Raw genomic sequence first — 17,803 nt, forward strand, 5'->3', positions numbered from 1 at the left:
ACCGTATACAGGTCTATTTGTAGCCATCAGCTCCCAGATATTTAATGAGATCAATGCTTATTACGGGTAACAACACGATTAACCAATAATGATTAAAAAAGTGTTTATTTAACAATAATCATCGTTTATAATTTATTTTTAAATTCTATTTGAGGAGTTTTTAAGTGAAAACATCTACATCTTGTCCAAATTGCAAGAAAAAGCTAACCCTAGAAAATTTCGAAGACTTTTCATCGCCCTTCACGATGAAATGCCCTCATTGTAAAGCTAAATTAAGGGAAACTAAGGTTACACCTTTTTTACTTTTAGTCGCTTTAGTCGTTATTCCTTTGTTGATTTGGTTAGGAATTACAGTACAAAACTTTCTTGCTGGGTTTTTCCCTATTGTAGACAGTGTCCCAACCGTTTTTGTATTTTTAGCTTTTTGTTACCCGGTTTATGCTTTATATGAAAGATTCAATGCTCTTGTTATGTTTAACAAAGGAAACTTACATTTAAAAAGACAATCCTAGTTTGCAAGAATCATTCTTACCCCTCCCTTTAACTAGCGGAGGGTTATTTATTTTCTATTTATACTTCTAATTCGGCCACCTACCCGCTTTGAGGTAGTCATGTTCTTCCCCATTAATTCTTCTATTTCCCGCCGGCTTAACTTCTCTGGGCTTGACGTATCTTTGATCTGCTTCTTAATTTCTCTCGGTAGCTGATCTTCTATTTTCATCTTTCTATCTCCTTATAAAAGCACCGCCTTGCGCTATTTGCTCTTTTGAATTAAAAAACCCGTTCATACACAATCACCTGGGAGAATGGCCAGGATTGCAGGTAACGGTCGTTGTCCAATGATAATTGGTTTTGCAAAGGACTTTCACACTTTGCGACCCCGTGGCTATCGTGCGCAATACTGCTAGACTCCAGTTGTTCCCCCGTAAATTCAGCCGGCAACCTTCATAGTCATTCGATACACCTGAGTACGTCTTGATAAGGGAAAGGCGCTTCTCCCACCGACTGTCGCTAAGTGCTTCATCCGATAAGAAAATGTTACCTTTATTCGAAAAATAAAAGGGTGCCCAAAATGGTGCCTGTTTTGTTCAGGAAATGTCCGATTTTTGTTCGCTTTTTATCCAAACACGCTTAAATAATTCCCAGGGCGGTAGCAAGACGATAAATGGCCGAGCGTTTTTTGTCATAGTACTTTCCTTTCTTTAAGCCTAATTCCAAATAGATGTTGATATCCTTTGTTTCATCAGAAGTGAAGTACTTCATTTCAATGATTCTTCGTTCAATAAAATCTAGGCTCCGATTTAGCGCACGATCGATCTGCTTCACCTTTAACTCATTCAGCTGGTCCTGCTGCCGAACTGAAGGAAAAAGATCAATTACTCCAGCTTCTTCCCTCTCTTTTTTGTTTTCAATTTGTACTTTAAGAGCTCGATAATTCCGTAGCTCCATAATCAGCAGGTTTTGAATTTCTTTTTCGTCTATATTTTTAAAAAGTGCTAGCTGCTTTACCGTCATTTTCTTCTCCTCTTTCTCTCTCTTTGTAAATGAAAATAAAAAAGGACACCAAACAGCACACGGATTTCCGCGTCTGTTCAGTGCCCTTGGGGTTTCCAATAAGCGTATTTATTTAGTTTGAACTTACAGTTAGGTAAAAATTTGAGTTATTGTGCTTTTAAAAAATAGGGTTCGCGCTTTATTATAAGAAAGAGAGAAGCTTTGCTCCTCTGCTTTATTCCTTATTTAATTAAAACACCCGCTATCTGAACTAAGAAAGGCTATACAACTTGTTGTCTTACGTACAAATTAATTATGGAAAAGTTGAACATCAACCAAAGCTTGCTGGAGATTTGCCCATGTTACTTGTTTGCTGAAATCTAAACCAAGACTTACGACTGTTTGTGCAATTTCAGGTCGGATTCCTGTAAGAATCGTCTGAACACCAAGCAGTTTTAATGCATCGATTACTTTAAAAATTTGGTCTGCCACCATTGTATCAACCACTAGTACGCCAGATAAATCAAGTATCAGATGCGTTAAGTTTAGCCTTTTGGCTGCTTTTAATGTTTCTTCCATCAACAGTCCAGCTCTTTCTGTATCCATATTGCCAATCAACGGCAAAACGGCTATACCTTTTGAAAGAGGAACTACTGGAACGGATAACTCTATAAATGCCGTTTTCGCATTCTCAAGGGTTTCCTTGTAAAAATGGATATAGGTCAAACTGAAGCAATAAACAGCATGGTCAAGGAGCGGGTCAATCACCCTGGCAGAGGCAAACACTGTTCTCACCGACAAATTATGTTTGATTACAGCTTCTTCTATAACTTCACTTATAAAAGTACGGTAAAAGGCTGTATCTCCAAGTGCCTCATCTAATGAAACGCCTAAACTGTACGCAAATTGCCCTGTTTCTTTTCCCCATTGTTCTATATCGTTATATATTTTTTCTTTATCTACGCCTTTTACAAGGGCTTCTCCAAAACGAGCTACAAAATTGGCTCTAATATTTATAACTTCTTGTTCATCCAACTGGGAGGCAATTTGTTTTTGTTCTTCAGTAGCTTCAGCTAATCTAATTTCATGGACCTTTTTAGCAATTTCGTGCTTTGCTTCTAATATTGCTTCCCCAAGAATCTTTAAGTCATTTTCCATTCATTTTTATCCTCCGAAGTGTGCACCAATTTTCAGTATACTAAAGAACATATTACAAGGTTGCGATATGCTTCACAACCTTTATATTAGCTATTTTTCAGCTCATCCATACACGTTAAGGCGGAAATAAAAAATAGTTAGACAAAAACAATGGGAAGCCTTAACCCAAGTTCTTACATGCTGTAGATAACTTCCTGTCATCTCTGCCTGGATATATCTTTGCTGCTGTATTTCTATTGAATTTTAACCTTGAGCTATCTGTGGTTCGAGAAAGTGTTTTACTCAACGGTTTCGGTCAACTATCGATTAAAATTTAATATCAGTCTCCAGCTTAGCATGACAAGGCTTGTTGCCCTGCCAGCTAATAATCTGCTTGCCGTGTCCGCTTTCAGGCTTGTCAACTTCCCGCAACTTACCGTCCATAACCACATATACAGCGTCTTTCAATAAATTAATTTCTGTTGTTGTTTTAATCTCCACAAGAGAGCCCCCCAGTCTGTTAAAATAAGATCGCGAGTAATATTTTAAAGGCCGGGGGATTTCCTCTCGGCTTTTTTTAAAACTTTTTATTTATTTTTTCATATATGTGTATAAAGAGCTGAGGAGTAGGAAATGCTATTACTGTTATCTATATCCAACTCCTAAAGCTCGTAACTTTGTCTACAGTCAGGCCCCAGCCTGGCTGTCTTTTTTTATACAAGTCCCCACCGCTTCTTTGCTTCCTGCAGCCAACCAGCTGGCAGCTGAGGATATCGATTAATAATGTTTTCTTCCGTAAGACCCTGTTTGAGATACCGCTCGTATTGCTGCTTGTTTGGTCTTGTCAGACAAAGATTGTTCCTTTTGCGCTCACTGTTTTTAGAAAAACGTAAAGCATCATCTTGTTCTGCTTTCTTCACATGAGCTGGTCGCTTTGATTCAAACTCTTTAGCACAATAAGCCTGCACTTCCTCGGGTGTCCACTGCTGCACAATTACTGCTCCACGGTATGCCATTTTTTGTTCTCCTTCCGTCAATTCCTCCAATTATTTTTTATCACCTGTTTGTAACGCCAAATCAATCATTAATAATAAAAAATACATTTTTCGACAAATAGTTATTCCCTTTTATATATAAATATTCTATAATATCCCTAAAGATGGTTACTATGAACTCAGGAGGAACGTCATGAATTATACCCAAGGCGCTTTTTGTGACTTACTTGCTCGTATTAATAACCTTCGCCATCTAATGATTACAGCTGGACAGCAATATGGCCTTGGAAGCCAAGAGACGTTGCGTTACAGTGAACAGTTAGATGAGCTGATCCTTCAATATCAATTTCAAAATAGATGATTCAATTTAAAGCCGGATGAGTTTCGACTTTTTTTATTTAATTTTAAATCAATAGTTTCTTTCTTTTTTGTATGGGTATATATACCTTATTAACCTAGAAAGAGAGAAAAGTATGAACATAGAAAAAGATGGAATCAGTTATTTATTACTAGAAATAGAGAAGACTCGTGAATTATTGAACGCTGCCATTCAGTCACACGGAATCTCTAGCCAAGAAGCATTGGATCACAGTGAAGAGTTAAATAAATTGATTCTCCATGTCCAGCTTCACAATCGAAAAGCTCCTTGTTATACTTAACGAGATTGCCTCAATTTTACATACTCGCTTAAACAGTCAGATTCCCTTCTGGCTGCTTTTTCATCTTTTCCTTAATTAGGGTAAATGTCTAATATCGAGGTGTTAAATATTAGTGTCCCCTAACTTATAACGTCCTTGGTGTTCGCTTTGGCCTTGAAGCTTGGAAATCTCCTCGGCTTTCTTGTATAAATTTCTCTTGAGTGGTCCATACTGTGGCATGGGTAAGCCACCCCTCCTGCAGTCAGGTTTTTTACACCTGGCTGCTTTTTTATGCAAATCCCCATCGTTTTCTTCGCTTCCGTCAATCCCTGTTGCAACTATCGCTCGTATTGCTGCTTATTCGGTCTTGTCAGACACAGATTGTTCCCCTTTCGCTCACTGTTTTTTGAAAAACGAAGGGCATCCTCTTTTTCTGCTTTCCTCACATAAGCCGGTCGCTTTGATCCAAACTCCTCAGCGCAATATCCTTGTACTTGTTCTGGCGTACATTGCTGTACCACTACTGCTCCACGGTATGCCATTTTTGTTTTTCTCCCATCAATTCTCTAAACCATTTTTCATCCCTCGTCAGCAGAGCCAGATCAATGAACGCTGATTTATCCTGAAGCTTGTCCCAAAAATCACCTACAGGTTCAAGCTGGTCTTCTCCATAAAGACCTTGAGTTGGCTTCTTAAATTCAATTTCCTTCCCTACGATCCAGGCTACTTTTGTTAATTCGATTTGATGGTCATAAAATCCAACCTGCGCAATATTACTAACATAGCCGACTGCCGAAATGCTACCGATTTGGACTTTCATCCACTCTCCTAATCTAATCAAGGCTGCCACCCCTTTTATTCAATTCGACGTCCCCTCAAATAATTTCCCTGTATTATATTTACTTTTAACCCAGTTAGTGTATAATTTGATGAGCTGATAAAGCCTATTTAATATTATATTCGTAGGATAGGAATGATTAGACTTATGGTGAAACTAAAGTTTTTCTTGTATATGTTTTTTATTTATTTTGCTGCTATGGTCTGTTATCTTATTTTGCATAATGAAGCTTCTACTAAAACATTTAGTGAACTTGCTGGAGAAGAAATAATAAAATTTACTATCATTGGAATTATAATTCTCTCTGCTTCTTTCCTCTTTGGTGATCTTTATAATGAACGGTTTAAGGAAATTCGAAGAAGCATAAGAATAATATTATTTCTTCTTTCTTTGTTTGCCTCGGTTGTCACAGCAATCTTACTTATGGGTGACTATTTGATAAAATAAGAGAAGCTAATAAACAGTTTTGATCTGTTGTTGAGGAGGGGAAGTCCCTCCTTTGTTAATTAAGCAGTTCCGTCCTGCTCATATTTCTCTTCCTGGGGATTCTGCTCTCTTTCTTCTTTTTTAGGCTCTTCCATCTCAAGAGCTTCCCTGGCTTTTCTGCATAAATTATTCTTTAATGGTCTATAATTTTATACTGGTAAGCTGTTTCTGCAGTCAGGTCCCTTACGCCTGGCTGCTTTTTTATGCAAATTTTCTCTAAAATAATTGTTTGTTACATCAAGCATCATTATGAAATATTAATCATTAATGTAATTTTTATATATAAAAGGTTTATTATTCCATAACTGTTTGATAGGTTTAAAAAGGTAATATTCCATAATTTCTCACCTAAAACCACAATGGGGGTAATAAATCATGCAAAAAGCTATTAAAAACAAACTCGGAAAACTAGCAATTACTGGCGCTCTTGCTCTCGGCGGACTTGGCGCAGCAGAGACTCTTCTTCCAAAAGGAGCTCAGCATACGGCATCAGCAGCTACTATAAGTGAAGTACAGGGAAACCTTTCAGCCCAGTATGCTTCTTATGCCAAAAATTCCTTGAGTGTCTACATGGACGTCCTAGGTGAGAAACCGGCAGATGATAATGATTTTGCTAAGGCTTTTGAAACAAAACACCGTGCAACATTTTATATTACAAATTCAAAGGGATTCGCTGTACACAGTGGTTCATTAAATAAGTGGGTAAAAATACCACAAAAGAAAGACCGTATTCGTTACTTTGAATCGTTAACAAATATTAGCACTTCCAAGCTACCAGCTGGCCACTATCGTGTTTATGTGCAAGTTCCTTTGGATGACAGCCCCTTGACTTCATTTCATGAACCTATGTTGACTCGCCATTTCTATAAAGATGCTGCTGGGAAGCTCTCTCAGTTCTCTAAATAATCATTGTCTGTCCTGAACATGACGTTAAACTGTTCTTTTTGATTGTTGATTTTAGTCTTCTTTCACTCCCCAACGCTTTTTTGCCTCCTGTAACCACCCTACTGGCAGGTGAGGATATCGATTAATAATGTTTTCTTCAGTTAAACCCTGTTTCAGATACCGTTCGTATTGCTGCTTGTTTGGTCTGGTTAGGCAAAGATCGTTCCTTTTGCGTTCACTGTTTTTAGAAAAACGAAGAGCATCTTCTTCCTCTGCCTTCTTTACATATGTCGGACGCTTTGATCCAAAATTTTTATCACAGTAAGTTTTTACTTCCTCAGGTGTCCATTGTTGCACTGTTACTGCTCCTCGGTATGCCATTTTTTAATCCTCCCGTCAATCCTTCAAACCATTCTTTGTCCTTTGTCATAAGAGCTAGATCTATGAGCGCTGTTTTATCCTGAATATCATCCAATAGTGTGCCAATGGGTTTTAGACGGTGCTCTCCAAATAGTAATTTCGTTGGCGATCCCCACATCATTTTGCCTTTTATAATTCTTCCTACTATGGCTAGCTCAATTTGATTATCATAATAACCGATACTACTCACATATCCGATGACTATAATGTCCCCAATTTTGGCTATTTTCCACTCTCCGATCTCCAAGTCTCTCTCCCCTTTTTTCAAATAAGCAAAAGTACAAACTATGTTAGAGGTAAAAGGAGGGCATGTTTATAGATTTCCGTACAATACATCCAAATTCTTTTCTTTCTATAAGTATAAGGACACCGCTTCTGCCTCCATTCCCTCCTTTTTATATTCTATTACCGACGCTTCTTGCCCGATCCCCTGCTCAAGAAGCTTTCTTCAGAACCAGAAATCCTGAGAAGTTGGCTTATCTTCAACACCAAAAATGACCTAATCTCCCTGTGGAAGTTGCAAGGCCGCCACCCCTTTTATTCAATTTTTCGGACGTACTGTTGATTTAATTAATTACCTTCTCACTGTTTAACTCGTCGCTGAATATAATAAAAATAGGCTATCCATTTTAGTCTTCCTTCTTCAATCACTAATCACTTTCGAACAACTATTCTTGCCTAGAATAGTTGTTTTTTTGATTCAATAGAATCTGTCTATTGTCGCTTAAGCTAAGATTTTTATTGCTTACATGGATAGACTTCTTATTAAGCTGTTTTACTTTCATTCTTCATTAACTGTACAATTTATATTCATTAACCAACGCCTGGATATCTTCATATACTAATCCAAAAATGGAGTTGATCTTCATGGTGAAATGGATTGACGTATCAACATCACAACACCAATTGAAACTTTTTGATGGAAATAAACTTATAAAAGCTTACCCCATTGCAGTTGGAAAAATATTATCACCCACTCCTTCTGGGACATACACCATTATCAACAAACAGCGCAATCCTGGTGGACCATTTGGAGTGTTTTGGATGGGGCTGTCCAAGCCTCATTATGGTATACATGGTACAAATAATCCCGCTTCAATTGGAAAGGATGTCTCACACGGATGTATTAGGATGTTTAATAATGATGTCCTAGACTTATCTTCGAAAGTGCCAATTGGTACTAGAGTTTCCATTCATAAATAATATTTTGGTCCTTTTCTCTATCTCTTAATCAACTAAGGTACCGGTTTATGCACACTCCTTTTCAATTGTCCTAGATCGCTTCTATTTGTTTCAGCATATTATGTGAGTACTTATCTAATAAAGGAGTGAAATCGCGTGCCACCACAATCTCCTCCACCATCATTTATTCCACGAAAGCCTTTTTCTGGAGACTATATGATAGACTGTGTATTTCAAAACACTTATGTTTGGCTAACAAACGGGGAAAGCTTCTGGTTTTACCCAACACGTGTCGAGTATGGTGAAGTCTCTGGATATAGATGGAACGGTTTTTACTGGGTATTTTACGGTATTGACCCGAGATTTATTGATGTTGTTGTTTGTTATCCTACCCCTACCCTTTACTAAATTTAAAAGCTCCTTGTGGAAAGTAAAACCACAGGGATTTTTTAGTTGTAGTTATCCAAGAAACCTTTTCTCTGCAGTATCGATTAATTGTTAAAGAGAACCCCCCCCCTTTCTGATTAATCATCTTCAACCTACTTATCTTCCTATTTTGCGAATCCTGATTATTTGTAGTCATTCCTTTGACTGGCTGCTTTTTTATATAAATCCCCACGCTTCCTTGCTTCCTGTAGCCAACCGGACGGTAAATGAGGATACCGGTTAATAATGCTTTCGTCTGTCAAACCTTGTTTCAGATAACGCTCGTATTGTTGCTTGTTCGGTCTTGTCAGACACAGATCATTCCTCTTTCGCTGACTATTTTTTGAAAAGCGAAGAGCATCATCCTGTTCTGCTTTCTTCACGTAAGCTGGCCGCTTTGATCCAAACTTCTCGATGCAATAGGCTTGTACTTCCTCAGGTATCCATTGTTGCACTGTTAATGCTCCACGGTATGCCATTAATTGTTCAATCCAATTCTCTAACTCAATTATTTTCAACTGATCGTGTTGTTTCATTTAACTTTTTAAAATGAAGAAGCAGCTTCGAGTTTTGCTTCACTCCTGTAATAATTTAATCCTCTAAACAATAGGATTAGGTTAGTACAACAACTTGGAGGTGCATCAAATGTTTAATGAAAAATTCGAATTAGAAGCTCTTTATGATGTAAGAGAAAAACTACATGAAATTCAAGAATGGTCCGTTGCTCAAACAAACGACAATCAAGAGCTTTACGATTTAATTGATGGACTGTGCCGAGTTGCAAACATGTATAATGATGTTGTAATTCAAGCTATCAGGGATAAAGAAATTTTTACAGCAAACCCACAAGACTACATTGAGAGCAAGCTGGGAGCGTCTTATGGCGCCTATAAATATAGAGAAGACTAAGCAAGAGCCCTTTTACTAAGGGCTTTTCACTTTTTAACATCCTTTTTCATTACATAATTTCGGTCAACTGTTGTCATCATTGTTCTAACTCTTCAACTAACACTTCCACCCTTGGCGATTCACTATAAAACTTGGAGACAGTCAGATCAACTACCTGGCTATCATCATTCCAGATTACCTTGTTCAATGCATCCTTAATACCCTTCACATAATTATCCACGTCTGGCTTTGTAATCGGCCGTAACAGTCCTGCTTCTGCGACGGCTATTTTCTTTTTACTGAACCTTTTGAGCATTGGCTTGTACACTTTCACCTTAACCTGCAGCGGTCCTTCCAGCAGCTTAGCTGGCCGGTGTTGTGCCGCCACTACCTTTACATACTCCTTAAAGTTTCTTGATTTAAGATACAGCTAGAAGAAGGTAAAGTAGAAACAAATATTTCTTTACAATCTTATCTACATGAATGGCTACATGAGCATAAAAAAGATTCTGTCCGGCGAAATACTTTTGATCTTCATGAAGCTAATATTCGAAATCATATTAACCCATATTTTAAAAATTTATTATTGAAGGACTTATCTCCTTCTAAGTACCAAAAGTTTTTAAATAATCTTTATCAGGCGAATTATAGCAGGCGTACTATTGAAATTATTCACGGTACCCTTTTTAATGCAATGAAAAAGGCTGTAACCCAGTGCAGACTTTCCTTTAATCCCTGCGAAGGAGCGACAATAAAAGGTGCTGTAAGGAAAAGAGAAGTAAAATTTATTGATTCAGATAATATCCCTTCTTTTCTAAAAGAAGCTTACCAATACGGTTACGTGTACTGGCTCTTCTTCCTTGTCTTGATTGAAACAGGACTCCGAAAAGGTGAAGCTGCTGCTTTACGGTGGCCAGATATTAATTTTAAAGACCAAACTATTACAGTATCAAAGACCTTAGATTTTAAAGAAAAAGCAAAGGACAAGCTCTTTGGAGACACAAAGAATTACAATTCTCGCCGTACCATCACTATCAGTAAATCATTAACTTGAATTCTTCAAGATCATTTTAAAAATCAGAATCAGAACAAGCTAGCACTTGGCGATTTATATCACCATGATTTGAATTTAGTTCTTTGCCGTAATGATGGAAACTACATGCCGAAATCTTCATTATTTAATGCTTTTAAAAAGATATTGGCACGTATAGATCATCCTCAGTTGCCTATTCATTCACTTCGACACACTCATGTAGTGTTACAAATGGAAGCTGGTGCAGATTTAAAATATATTCAGGAACGATTAGGCCATGGTGGAATTGAAATAACAGCTGATGTCTATGCCCATCTTTCAAAGAAATTGGAGGAACAGCAAATGGGCCGCTTCGAGGAATATACAAAAGACCTTTTCGGGCAAAAAAACTCGCAGAAAAAAAGATGGGCAAATGATGGGCAAGTAGCTATTAAGCTACTTGCCCATCATTTGCCCAACAAAGAAAAACCCCTTGAAGCCATACGGCTCAAGGGGTTGATTTTCTTAGTACATTGACATGTACTGCTCGCGCTCCCAAGGATGTACTTGTGTGCGGAACATATCCCATTCGATTTCTTTTGCTTCGATGAAGTGCTCAAGAATGTGCTCGCCTAGCGCGTCTTTGATTGTGTCGTTTTGCTTCAACACTTCAAGAGCTGCTGCTAGTGTAGCTGGAAGGTCGCGTACGCCTTCTGCTTCACGCTCTTCTTTGTCCATTGCGTAGATGTTGCGGTCTACTGGAGCTGGAGCTGGCATTTTGTTTTTGATTCCATCAAGACCTGCTTTTAAAAGCACAGCCATTGCAAGGTACGGGTTCGCTGATGGGTCAACAGAACGTACTTCTACACGTGTGCTCATGCCGCGTGATGCCGGGATACGGATAAGCGGGCTGCGGTTTTGCGCTGACCATGCAACGTAGCAAGGAGCTTCGTAACCTGGTACAAGGCGTTTGTAAGAGTTAACTGTTGGGTTACAGATCGCTGTGAACGCTTCTGCGTTTTTCACTGTACCTGCGATAAATTGGTAAGCTGTTTCGCTTAGTTTCAATTCGCCGCTTTCATCAAAGAACGCGTTTTTGCCGTCTTTGAATAAAGACAAGTTCATGTGCATACCAGAGCCGTTTACACCGAACAATGGTTTTGGCATGAATGTCGCGTGCAAGCCGTGCTTGCGGGCAATTGTTTTAACAACAAGTTTAAATGTTTGGATGTTGTCACAAGCTGTAACGGCATCCGCATATTTAAAGTCGATTTCGTGTTGTCCTGGCGCTACTTCGTGATGAGATGCTTCGATTTCAAAGCCCATTTCTTCAAGCTCAAGCACGATGTCGCGGCGGCAGTTTTCACCAAGGTCTGTTGGCGCAAGGTCGAAATATCCACCGTTATCGTTTAGCTCAAGAGTTGGTTCACCCTTTTCGTCCAATTTGAACAAGAAGAATTCCGGCTCAGGCCCAAGATTGAAGTCTGTGAAGCCAAGCTCTTCCATTTCTTTTAAAACACGTTTTAAGTTTGCACGCGGGTCGCCTGAGAACGGCTCGCCTTCTGGAGTGTAGATATCACAGATAAGACGCGCTACTTTACCTTTTTCAGCAGTCCAAGGGAATACAACCCAAGTGTCAAGGTCCGGATAAAGCTGCATGTCAGATTCTTCAATACGCACAAAACCTTCGATTGAAGATCCATCGAACATCATTTTGTTATCAAGCGCTTTGTCAAGCTGGCTCACTGGAATTTCTACGTTTTTGATTGTGCCAAGAATGTCTGTGAACTGAAGACGAATGTATCTCACGTCTTGTTCTTTCGCTAAGCGCTGAATGTCTTCACGTGTGTATTTACCCATTTGTATCCATTCCTCCTCAAATATGTAAACCTTGTATGCAAAAGATTAGTGAAAAAACCGCCGGTCCATTCCAGAAGAACGATTGAAGCGTCCCGCATTGATCAGCTCTTTGCGAAGCAGCTTGCGAAGTTCTTCATCCGTGAACTCTTTTTTCGGCTTTTGGCCACTATCTCTTGTTTCTAATTCGAGCTCCTGCGATCCGTCTTTAAGCAGGATTTTTTTAATCCCGGCCATATTGATGCCCTGGTCCAGAAGATCTTTCACTTCTAAGAGGCGGTCAATATCGTTCAATGAATAGAGACGCCGGTTTCCATCAGAACGATCCGGGGTAATTAATTGATGCTGCTCATAATAGCGAATCTGCCTTGCGGTTAAATCCGTTAATTTCATGACGGTTCCCATTGGAAAAAGCGGCATCGTCCGGCGTATTTGGCTGCTCATATTATCCCCTCCTTTTTCTTATCTGATCTGATACCCTTACTATAAATCATGTAAGATCATTTGTCAACTCGGTGTAACGTTTTGTCACACTTCATTCATTTGTTGATTCATAGGTTGTCAGATTTTTTCCGTTTCCATTAAATAGTCAATCGCGCTTGCCACCGCAATTTTCACATGGGCATACGTAAGTCCGCCCTGTACGTATGCCGCGTATGGTGGACGCAGCGGCCCGTCTGCGGTCAGTTCGATACTGGCGCCCTGTACGAATGTGCCTGCCGCCATAATCACGTCATCCTCATAGCCCGGCATATAAGCAGGCTGCGGGGTTACATGCGAGTTTACAGGCGAGGCAAACTGAATTGCCTGGCAAAAAGCGACCATTTTATCGCGGTCACCAAACTCTACCGCTTGAATTAAATCTGTGCGCGGCTCGTTCCATGCCGGTGTAGTATTCATGCCAAAGCCTTCAAGCATCGCTGCTGTAAACACAGCGCCTTTTAAGCTTTCCGCCACTACATGCGGAGCGAGAAACAGTCCCTGGTACATTTCCTGAAGGCTGTAAAGGCTGGCGCCTGCTTCCGCCCCGATGCCCGGTGAGGTCATGCGGTACGAACAGCTTTCCACGTATTCCTTTTTGCCGACAATGTATCCGCCGGTTTTGGCAATGCCGCCGCCCGGATTTTTAATAAGGGAGCCGGCCATCAAATCAGCACCGGCATGCAGCGGCTCTTCCTGCTCAACAAATTCCCCGTAGCAGTTGTCTACAAACACTATAGCATCGGGCTTGATTTCTTTCACAAACGAAACCATCTCCCGAATGTCTTCTATCGTAAAAGACGGCCGCACGGCATAGCCTTTTGAACGCTGGATCGCAATCACCTTCGTCCGTTCGTTGATACTAGCGCGGATACGGTCAAAGTCCGGCCGGCCGTTTTCATCCAGATCCACGTGCTGATAGGAAATGCCAAATTCACGAAGTGAACCATTGGATGGTCCGTTTATGCCGATAATTTCATCTAATGTATCGTATGGCTTTCCTGTAATGTAAAGTAATTCATCGCCGGGACGTAAAATGCCGAACAGTGAAATGGTGATCGCGTGCGTACCTGAAATAATTTGTGGACGCACAAGGGCATTTTCACCGCCGAATACGTCTGCGTATACTTTTTCAAGCGTTTCCCTTCCCGCGTCATCATAACCATAGCCGGTAGATGGGGTAAAGTGAAAATCGCTTACCTGATTCGATTGAAAGCTTTTGAGTACACGAAATTGATTGAACTCCGCCCGCTCGTCAATCTGCCGGTGAATGCCGGCAATTTTCGCCTCTGCCTCTGCCGCTTTTTCGCGGATGGCAGCGCCGTTTTTCAGTAAATCAAACATGCTGGTCATGATTGTGTTCCTACTTTCTTATTCGCTTTTTTCATCATAGCAAAATACCGGATTTCTTGAAAGAAAAAGTAGATGTGAATTAAGAGAATGGTTTATAATAGAAGCCGAACATTAATCATTTTGAATGAAGGAAGGTTCGGAATGGAACTTACATGGGATGTTTTTACGATTCTTGGCACGATTGCGTTTGCGATTTCAGGGGCAATTGTGGCAATGGAAGAAGAGTATGATTTGTTTGGCATATATATTTTAGGGATGATTACCGCGTTTGGGGGCGGTGCCATCCGGAATTTATTGATCGGTGTTCCGGTTTCCGCGCTGTGGGAGCAGGGAGAATTTTTTACGATCGCAGCTCTTTCCATTACGGCAGTCATTTTGTTTCCGCAAAATCTGCTCCGCCACTGGCCGGTATGGGGGAATTTTTTTGATGCGATCGGCCTCGCTGCCTTCGCTGTGCAGGGCGCATTATATGCAGCCGGCATGAATCACCCGCTCAGCGCTGTTGTCGTGGCCGCTGTACTGACTGGAAGCGGCGGCGGGCTTGTACGGGATGTGCTGGCACAGCGGAAGCCCGCGCTGCTTCGCGATGAAGTATACGGCGTCTGGGCGGCGCTTGCCGGCTTGATCATTGCCCTTGGCGGTGCAGAAACACCGGCACAGCTTATTATTTTATTTCTGTTTATTACGGTACTGCGCATTCTTTCTTACAAATACAGCTGGCATCTGCCAAAACGTACGGTTAAACTGTAAGAGCCCGTCTCACGCGGGCTTTTTTTTGTGCAAAAAAAGAACCCGTTTATTGAACAGGTTCTTTCTTTAGCAGGAATTGATCTCCTTTTCCAGCTTTCATGGCGCTTTCGGTCAACAGGGAATGCAGCATCATGTCGTTAAAAATACGGGCGATATCTTCAATCGATAATTCGCCTTCTTTTTTAAACCATTTGTACATCCAGTTGATCATTCCCATAATCGCCATGGTAGAAATTTCAGCCGGCACTTCCGGACGGAAATCGCCATTATCCTGTCCTTCACGGATAATCTGGAGAAGCAGCTGGCGGTACTGGTCACGTTTTTCGTTAATCTGCTTTTCAAAATCCCCTTTTAAATACGTACTTTCCTGGTAGAATACCGTAATATGCGGCTTATACAAATCAAAGATTTTTGTAAACGAAGTAATGATTCCGCACATTCGTGAAACAGGGTCTGTTTCTTTTTCGTACGATTCTTTGGCTTTGTTGAGCAGATACGAAATAAACACGTCATGAATATGGTACAGCAGCTCATCTTTTGACCGGAAATTGTGATAAAATCCGCCTTTTGACGTTCCGCATTCATCTACAATCTGGTCGATGGTCACTCCGTGGTAGCCGTGTTTTTCGAACATTACTAAAGCGGTTTCAATGATTCTTTCCTTCACAGGCTTTTTTTTCATCTTCATCATCCTTTTGGACATTCTAACATATGTTTTTTTATTGTGACAATTGAAAATCTTCCCCTTTCAATGTTTTCAGCTCTTTTTTTGAATGGGCGGTCTGCTTCATCAGCCGGATCGCCTGGCGCCGGGCCGCTTTTTCAATGAGCGTTCTCACATTCCTCCCGTTTGCGAAACGAAACCCCGCCCGCCGTTTTTCCTGTTCAATCATCGCCTGAAGAACAGCCCGGCCTTCCCGGTCGATTTCATAATTTTTTTCTCCGGCGATCACATCCGCAATTTGAAGCAGCTCCTCCGTTGTATAATCCGGAAAGTGGTGAACAATTGGAAATCTTGACTGAAGCCCCGGATTCATCGACAAAAAGTGCGCCATTTCCCGCGGATAGCCGGCCAGTATTAAAATAAAGCTGTTTTGATGATCCTCCATCTGTTTCACAAGCGTATCAATCGCTTCTTTGCCAAAGTCTTTTTCTCCGCCCCGCGCCAGAGAGTAGGCTTCATCAATAAACAGCACGCCGCCAAGCGCTTTTTTAACGAGATCGCGTGTTTTTTGTGCTGTATGGCCGATATATTCCCCGACCAGGTCCGCCCGCTCCGCTTCAATAAAATGGCCTTTTTCCAGCAGGCCGATCCGCTTAAACATCGAAGCAAACAACCGGGCAGCGGTTGTTTTTCCGGTGCCCGGGTTGCCCGTAAACAGCATATGCAGCATTTGCCCGCGCGTATCGATGCCGGCTTCGACGCGTTTTTTGCTGATGTAGGCCGCTGCATACAGCTCCCGTATGAGTATTTTGAGGCCGCTCAGGCCAATTAACGTATCCATTTCTTCTTCAATCTTGCGAAGCACCCCGTGTTCCGGATGCTCCGGCCAGCCGTCAGCAAGCGGCGCCGGCTTTTCTTTTGGGTTGAGGACGACATGAATACGGCCTTCCTTGTTTGTCTGCTTCATGCTGCGCCCCTCCTTTATAAGAAAAGATATGCAGGCGCACAAAAAAAAGACCCGCTCTAGGCGGATCTCTGGAGTCTTCTCTTATTGTTCTTCGAAATTCAAGTTGACGCTGCGCTGAGGAGCAAATGTCGAAATGGCATGTTTAAACACAAGCTGCTGTTTCCCATCGGTTTCTACCAGAACGGTAAAGTTATCAAATCCTTTAATCAGCCCGCGCAGCTGAAATCCATTCAGTAAAAATACGGTAACCATCGTATTTTCTTTGCGCAGCTGGTTTAGAAATTGGTCTTGAATGTTAATTGGCTGTTTCATGCTTGGTTCCTCCTCTTTCTCTCTGAATCCATTATTACTAATTCTACCTTAGATTCAGCTTTCCTGCCAGCAGCGAGCAAATTTGTTGTTTTTTTTCTTTTCGTGCCGCTTCATCCGTTACATCAAACCAGTCAATCTCCATTTTATTACGGAACCAGGTAAGCTGGCGTTTGGCATACCGGCGTGAATTTTGCTTGAGCACATCGAGCGCTTCTTCAAGCGTCTGCTCACCGCGCAAAAACGGAAACAGCTCTTTGTAGCCAATCGCCTGAACAGCCGGCACATCGGACAGCTGCTGGCGGTACAGCCATTCTGCTTCTTCCAATAAGCCCTGCTCGACCATCAAATCTACCCGGCGGTTGATTCGGTCATACAGCACATCCCGGTCCATGGTCAGCCCGATCATGGCACTTTCGTATTTTTCTGTCGGTGCTTCGGCACTTGGCCGCTGGGATGGCGGCTCGCCTGTTGTCCGGTAAATTTCAAGCGCCCGGATTGTCCGGCGCACATTGTTCGGATGAAACGTGGCAGCTGTTACAGAGTCCACCCGCTTCAACTCATCATGGAGCGCTTGTGGCCCTATTCTGTCCGCTTCTGCTTCAAGAGCTGCCCGAACAGTACCGTCTGTCTCTTCACGGGCAAATTGGTAGTCATATAAAACAGATTGAATGTAAAGACCCGTGCCGCCGCATATGATGGGCAGCCGGCCCCGCGCGTTGATATCCGCGATTTTTTCGCGGGCGAGCTGCTGAAACTCGGCAGCAGAAAAAGATTCATCTACATTTTTAATATCAATTAAATGATGCGGAATCCCGTCCATTTCTTCTTCTGTTACTTTTGCGGTTCCGACGGAAAGCCTCCGGTAAATCTGCATGGAATCCCCGCTGATCACCTCACCGTCAAATTGTTTGGCCAGGTGAATACTTAAATCGGTTTTTCCGGATGCTGTCGGGCCAATCACGACAGCGACTTTGTTTTTTGTCACGTTTTTCACAGCCTTTTATGGATAAGTATCCTTA

26 protein-coding genes and 1 pseudogene are annotated in these 17,803 nt (G+C 41.4%); 10 read left to right on the plus strand and 17 right to left on the minus strand.

Annotation, left to right across the window (positions count from 1 at the left end):
* Window positions 1–164: 164 nt before the first annotated feature.
* Window positions 165–512, plus strand: coding sequence for a hypothetical protein (locus RRU94_RS19065; RefSeq protein ID WP_315692434.1), 348 nt, complete (start codon window positions 165–167; stop codon window positions 510–512).
* Window positions 513–559: 47 nt separating this feature from the next.
* On the opposite strand, the gene RRU94_RS19070 is transcribed toward RRU94_RS19065, so the two are convergent.
* The 5 genes from RRU94_RS19070 to RRU94_RS19090 all read right to left on the minus strand — a co-directional run bounded on the left by RRU94_RS19070 (window position 560) and on the right by RRU94_RS19090 (window position 3,647).
* Window positions 560–721 (minus strand): hypothetical protein, encoded by a 162-nt coding sequence (locus RRU94_RS19070; RefSeq protein ID WP_315692435.1) that lies wholly within the window; start codon window positions 719–721, stop codon window positions 560–562.
* A 410-nt stretch (window positions 722–1,131) separates the two neighbouring features.
* Entirely contained in the window at window positions 1,132–1,515 is a 384-nt protein-coding gene (locus RRU94_RS19075; RefSeq protein WP_315692436.1) for an ArpU family phage packaging/lysis transcriptional regulator, read from the minus strand.
* Between the two features lie 288 nt (window positions 1,516–1,803).
* Complete coding sequence (locus RRU94_RS19080; RefSeq protein WP_315692437.1) at window positions 1,804–2,652, minus strand: STAS domain-containing protein; 849 nt, start codon at window positions 2,650–2,652, stop codon at window positions 1,804–1,806.
* Between the two features lie 306 nt (window positions 2,653–2,958).
* Window positions 2,959–3,132, minus strand: coding sequence for a DUF3954 domain-containing protein (locus RRU94_RS19085; protein ID WP_315692438.1), 174 nt, complete (start codon window positions 3,130–3,132; stop codon window positions 2,959–2,961).
* 212 nt (window positions 3,133–3,344) lie between these two features.
* On the minus strand, window positions 3,345–3,647 hold the full coding sequence (locus RRU94_RS19090) for a hypothetical protein (RefSeq protein WP_315692439.1): 303 nt from the start codon (window positions 3,645–3,647) through the stop codon (window positions 3,345–3,347).
* A gap of 172 nt (window positions 3,648–3,819) precedes the next feature.
* Between RRU94_RS19090 and RRU94_RS19095 the strand changes: the two genes are divergently transcribed.
* Window positions 3,820–3,987, plus strand: a complete 168-nt coding sequence (locus tag RRU94_RS19095; protein ID WP_309087278.1) for an aspartyl-phosphate phosphatase Spo0E family protein — start codon at window positions 3,820–3,822, stop codon at window positions 3,985–3,987.
* A gap of 112 nt (window positions 3,988–4,099) precedes the next feature.
* Window positions 4,100–4,285 (plus strand): aspartyl-phosphate phosphatase Spo0E family protein, encoded by a 186-nt coding sequence (locus RRU94_RS19100; protein WP_315692440.1) that lies wholly within the window; start codon window positions 4,100–4,102, stop codon window positions 4,283–4,285.
* 499 nt (window positions 4,286–4,784) lie between these two features.
* On the opposite strand, the gene RRU94_RS19105 is transcribed toward RRU94_RS19100, so the two are convergent.
* The gene (locus tag RRU94_RS19105) at window positions 4,785–5,105 is read right to left on the minus strand and encodes a hypothetical protein (RefSeq protein ID WP_315692441.1); all 321 of its coding nucleotides are present in this window, start codon (window positions 5,103–5,105) and stop codon (window positions 4,785–4,787) included.
* Window positions 5,106–5,249: 144 nt separating this feature from the next.
* Between RRU94_RS19105 and RRU94_RS19110 the strand changes: the two genes are divergently transcribed.
* Window positions 5,250–5,549, plus strand: a complete 300-nt coding sequence (locus RRU94_RS19110; RefSeq protein WP_315692442.1) for a hypothetical protein — start codon at window positions 5,250–5,252, stop codon at window positions 5,547–5,549.
* A 414-nt stretch (window positions 5,550–5,963) separates the two neighbouring features.
* A complete protein-coding gene (locus RRU94_RS19115; protein ID WP_315692443.1) occupies window positions 5,964–6,494 on the plus strand; it encodes a DUF5065 family protein in 531 nt (176 codons plus the stop codon).
* A gap of 51 nt (window positions 6,495–6,545) precedes the next feature.
* On the opposite strand, the gene RRU94_RS19120 is transcribed toward RRU94_RS19115, so the two are convergent.
* Both RRU94_RS19120 and RRU94_RS19125 read right to left on the minus strand, forming a co-directional pair.
* A complete protein-coding gene (locus RRU94_RS19120; RefSeq protein WP_315692444.1) occupies window positions 6,546–6,830 on the minus strand; it encodes a hypothetical protein in 285 nt (94 codons plus the stop codon).
* On the minus strand, window positions 6,811–7,140 hold the full coding sequence (locus tag RRU94_RS19125) for a hypothetical protein (protein WP_315692445.1): 330 nt from the start codon (window positions 7,138–7,140) through the stop codon (window positions 6,811–6,813). The genes RRU94_RS19120 and RRU94_RS19125 overlap by 20 nt, the downstream gene beginning before the upstream one ends.
* A 620-nt stretch (window positions 7,141–7,760) precedes the next feature.
* Here RRU94_RS19125 and RRU94_RS19130 point away from each other — a divergent pair.
* A complete protein-coding gene (locus RRU94_RS19130; RefSeq protein ID WP_315692446.1) occupies window positions 7,761–8,096 on the plus strand; it encodes a L,D-transpeptidase in 336 nt (111 codons plus the stop codon).
* Window positions 8,097–8,644: 548 nt separating this feature from the next.
* Here RRU94_RS19130 and RRU94_RS19135 read toward each other — a convergent pair.
* A complete protein-coding gene (locus RRU94_RS19135) occupies window positions 8,645–9,037 on the minus strand; it encodes a hypothetical protein (RefSeq protein ID WP_315692448.1) in 393 nt (130 codons plus the stop codon).
* A 109-nt stretch (window positions 9,038–9,146) separates the two neighbouring features.
* On the opposite strand from RRU94_RS19135, the gene RRU94_RS19140 reads away from it, so the two are divergent.
* A complete protein-coding gene (locus tag RRU94_RS19140; RefSeq protein WP_315692449.1) occupies window positions 9,147–9,410 on the plus strand; it encodes a hypothetical protein in 264 nt (87 codons plus the stop codon).
* A 76-nt stretch (window positions 9,411–9,486) separates the two neighbouring features.
* Here the strand turns inward: RRU94_RS19140 and RRU94_RS19145 are convergent.
* Window positions 9,487–9,810, minus strand: a pseudogene (locus tag RRU94_RS19145) (RusA family crossover junction endodeoxyribonuclease); the annotation flags it as partial.
* Window positions 9,811–9,846: 36 nt separating this feature from the next.
* On the opposite strand from RRU94_RS19145, the gene RRU94_RS19150 reads away from it, so the two are divergent.
* Window positions 9,847–10,443, plus strand: coding sequence for a tyrosine-type recombinase/integrase (locus tag RRU94_RS19150; RefSeq protein WP_315696046.1), 597 nt, complete (start codon window positions 9,847–9,849; stop codon window positions 10,441–10,443).
* A gap of 69 nt (window positions 10,444–10,512) precedes the next feature.
* Window positions 10,513–10,938: a tyrosine-type recombinase/integrase gene (locus RRU94_RS19155; RefSeq protein ID WP_315692450.1), complete on the plus strand. Its 426-nt coding sequence runs from the start codon at window positions 10,513–10,515 to the stop codon at window positions 10,936–10,938.
* Here RRU94_RS19155 and glnA read toward each other — a convergent pair.
* From glnA to RRU94_RS19170, 3 genes are all read right to left on the minus strand, one after another.
* Window positions 10,927–12,261, minus strand: a complete 1,335-nt coding sequence (glnA, locus tag RRU94_RS19160) for a type I glutamate--ammonia ligase (protein ID WP_315692451.1) — start codon at window positions 12,259–12,261, stop codon at window positions 10,927–10,929. The genes RRU94_RS19155 and glnA overlap by 12 nt on opposite strands.
* A 45-nt stretch (window positions 12,262–12,306) precedes the next feature.
* A complete protein-coding gene (locus RRU94_RS19165) occupies window positions 12,307–12,702 on the minus strand; it encodes a MerR family transcriptional regulator (RefSeq protein WP_242234510.1) in 396 nt (131 codons plus the stop codon).
* 117 nt (window positions 12,703–12,819) lie between these two features.
* A complete protein-coding gene (locus RRU94_RS19170) occupies window positions 12,820–14,082 on the minus strand; it encodes a methionine gamma-lyase family protein (protein WP_315696048.1) in 1,263 nt (420 codons plus the stop codon).
* A 150-nt stretch (window positions 14,083–14,232) separates the two neighbouring features.
* Between RRU94_RS19170 and RRU94_RS19175 the strand changes: the two genes are divergently transcribed.
* Complete coding sequence (locus RRU94_RS19175; RefSeq protein ID WP_315692453.1) at window positions 14,233–14,841, plus strand: trimeric intracellular cation channel family protein; 609 nt, start codon at window positions 14,233–14,235, stop codon at window positions 14,839–14,841.
* A 46-nt stretch (window positions 14,842–14,887) separates the two neighbouring features.
* Here RRU94_RS19175 and RRU94_RS19180 read toward each other — a convergent pair whose 3' ends face one another.
* The 4 genes from RRU94_RS19180 to miaA all read right to left on the minus strand — a co-directional run bounded on the left by RRU94_RS19180 (window position 14,888) and on the right by miaA (window position 17,769).
* Window positions 14,888–15,523, minus strand: a complete 636-nt coding sequence (locus RRU94_RS19180; protein WP_315692454.1) for a TetR/AcrR family transcriptional regulator — start codon at window positions 15,521–15,523, stop codon at window positions 14,888–14,890.
* Between the two features lie 37 nt (window positions 15,524–15,560).
* Window positions 15,561–16,472 (minus strand): AAA family ATPase, encoded by a 912-nt coding sequence (locus RRU94_RS19185; protein ID WP_315692455.1) that lies wholly within the window; start codon window positions 16,470–16,472, stop codon window positions 15,561–15,563.
* Window positions 16,473–16,553: 81 nt separating this feature from the next.
* Window positions 16,554–16,784: an RNA chaperone Hfq gene (gene hfq / locus RRU94_RS19190; RefSeq protein ID WP_242234506.1), complete on the minus strand. Its 231-nt coding sequence runs from the start codon at window positions 16,782–16,784 to the stop codon at window positions 16,554–16,556.
* Between the two features lie 43 nt (window positions 16,785–16,827).
* The gene (gene miaA / locus RRU94_RS19195; RefSeq protein WP_315692456.1) at window positions 16,828–17,769 is read right to left on the minus strand and encodes a tRNA (adenosine(37)-N6)-dimethylallyltransferase MiaA; all 942 of its coding nucleotides are present in this window, start codon (window positions 17,767–17,769) and stop codon (window positions 16,828–16,830) included.
* Window positions 17,770–17,803: the final 34 nt, after the last annotated feature.

The organism is Domibacillus sp. DTU_2020_1001157_1_SI_ALB_TIR_016 (assembly GCF_032341995.1).
Taxonomy (GTDB): domain Bacteria; phylum Bacillota; class Bacilli; order Bacillales; family Domibacillaceae; genus Domibacillus; species Domibacillus indicus_A.

What these genes read in the sequence shown, in the direction of transcription:
- RRU94_RS19070 (WP_315692435.1), bottom strand. Translation starts at nt 721, where the DNA reads ATGAAAATAGAAGATCAGCTACCGAGAGAAATTAAGAAGCAGATCAAA.
- RRU94_RS19075 (WP_315692436.1), bottom strand. Translation starts at nt 1,515, where the DNA reads ATGACGGTAAAGCAGCTAGCACTTTTTAAAAATATAGACGAAAAAGAA.
- RRU94_RS19080 (WP_315692437.1), bottom strand. Translation starts at nt 2,652, where the DNA reads ATGGAAAATGACTTAAAGATTCTTGGGGAAGCAATATTAGAAGCAAAG.
- RRU94_RS19090 (WP_315692439.1), bottom strand. Translation starts at nt 3,647, where the DNA reads ATGGCATACCGTGGAGCAGTAATTGTGCAGCAGTGGACACCCGAGGAA.
- RRU94_RS19095 (WP_309087278.1), top strand. Translation starts at nt 3,820, where the DNA reads ATGAATTATACCCAAGGCGCTTTTTGTGACTTACTTGCTCGTATTAAT.
- RRU94_RS19100 (WP_315692440.1), top strand. Translation starts at nt 4,100, where the DNA reads ATGAACATAGAAAAAGATGGAATCAGTTATTTATTACTAGAAATAGAG.
- RRU94_RS19110 (WP_315692442.1), top strand. Translation starts at nt 5,250, where the DNA reads ATGGTGAAACTAAAGTTTTTCTTGTATATGTTTTTTATTTATTTTGCT.
- RRU94_RS19115 (WP_315692443.1), top strand. Translation starts at nt 5,964, where the DNA reads ATGCAAAAAGCTATTAAAAACAAACTCGGAAAACTAGCAATTACTGGC.
- RRU94_RS19130 (WP_315692446.1), top strand. Translation starts at nt 7,761, where the DNA reads ATGGTGAAATGGATTGACGTATCAACATCACAACACCAATTGAAACTT.
- RRU94_RS19135 (WP_315692448.1), bottom strand. Translation starts at nt 9,037, where the DNA reads ATGAAACAACACGATCAGTTGAAAATAATTGAGTTAGAGAATTGGATT.
- RRU94_RS19140 (WP_315692449.1), top strand. Translation starts at nt 9,147, where the DNA reads ATGTTTAATGAAAAATTCGAATTAGAAGCTCTTTATGATGTAAGAGAA.
- glnA (WP_315692451.1), bottom strand. Translation starts at nt 12,261, where the DNA reads ATGGGTAAATACACACGTGAAGACATTCAGCGCTTAGCGAAAGAACAA.
- RRU94_RS19165 (WP_242234510.1), bottom strand. Translation starts at nt 12,702, where the DNA reads ATGAGCAGCCAAATACGCCGGACGATGCCGCTTTTTCCAATGGGAACC.
- RRU94_RS19170 (WP_315696048.1), bottom strand. Translation starts at nt 14,082, where the DNA reads ATGTTTGATTTACTGAAAAACGGCGCTGCCATCCGCGAAAAAGCGGCA.
- RRU94_RS19175 (WP_315692453.1), top strand. Translation starts at nt 14,233, where the DNA reads ATGGAACTTACATGGGATGTTTTTACGATTCTTGGCACGATTGCGTTT.
- RRU94_RS19180 (WP_315692454.1), bottom strand. Translation starts at nt 15,523, where the DNA reads ATGAAAAAAAAGCCTGTGAAGGAAAGAATCATTGAAACCGCTTTAGTA.
- RRU94_RS19185 (WP_315692455.1), bottom strand. Translation starts at nt 16,472, where the DNA reads ATGAAGCAGACAAACAAGGAAGGCCGTATTCATGTCGTCCTCAACCCA.
- hfq (WP_242234506.1), bottom strand. Translation starts at nt 16,784, where the DNA reads ATGAAACAGCCAATTAACATTCAAGACCAATTTCTAAACCAGCTGCGC.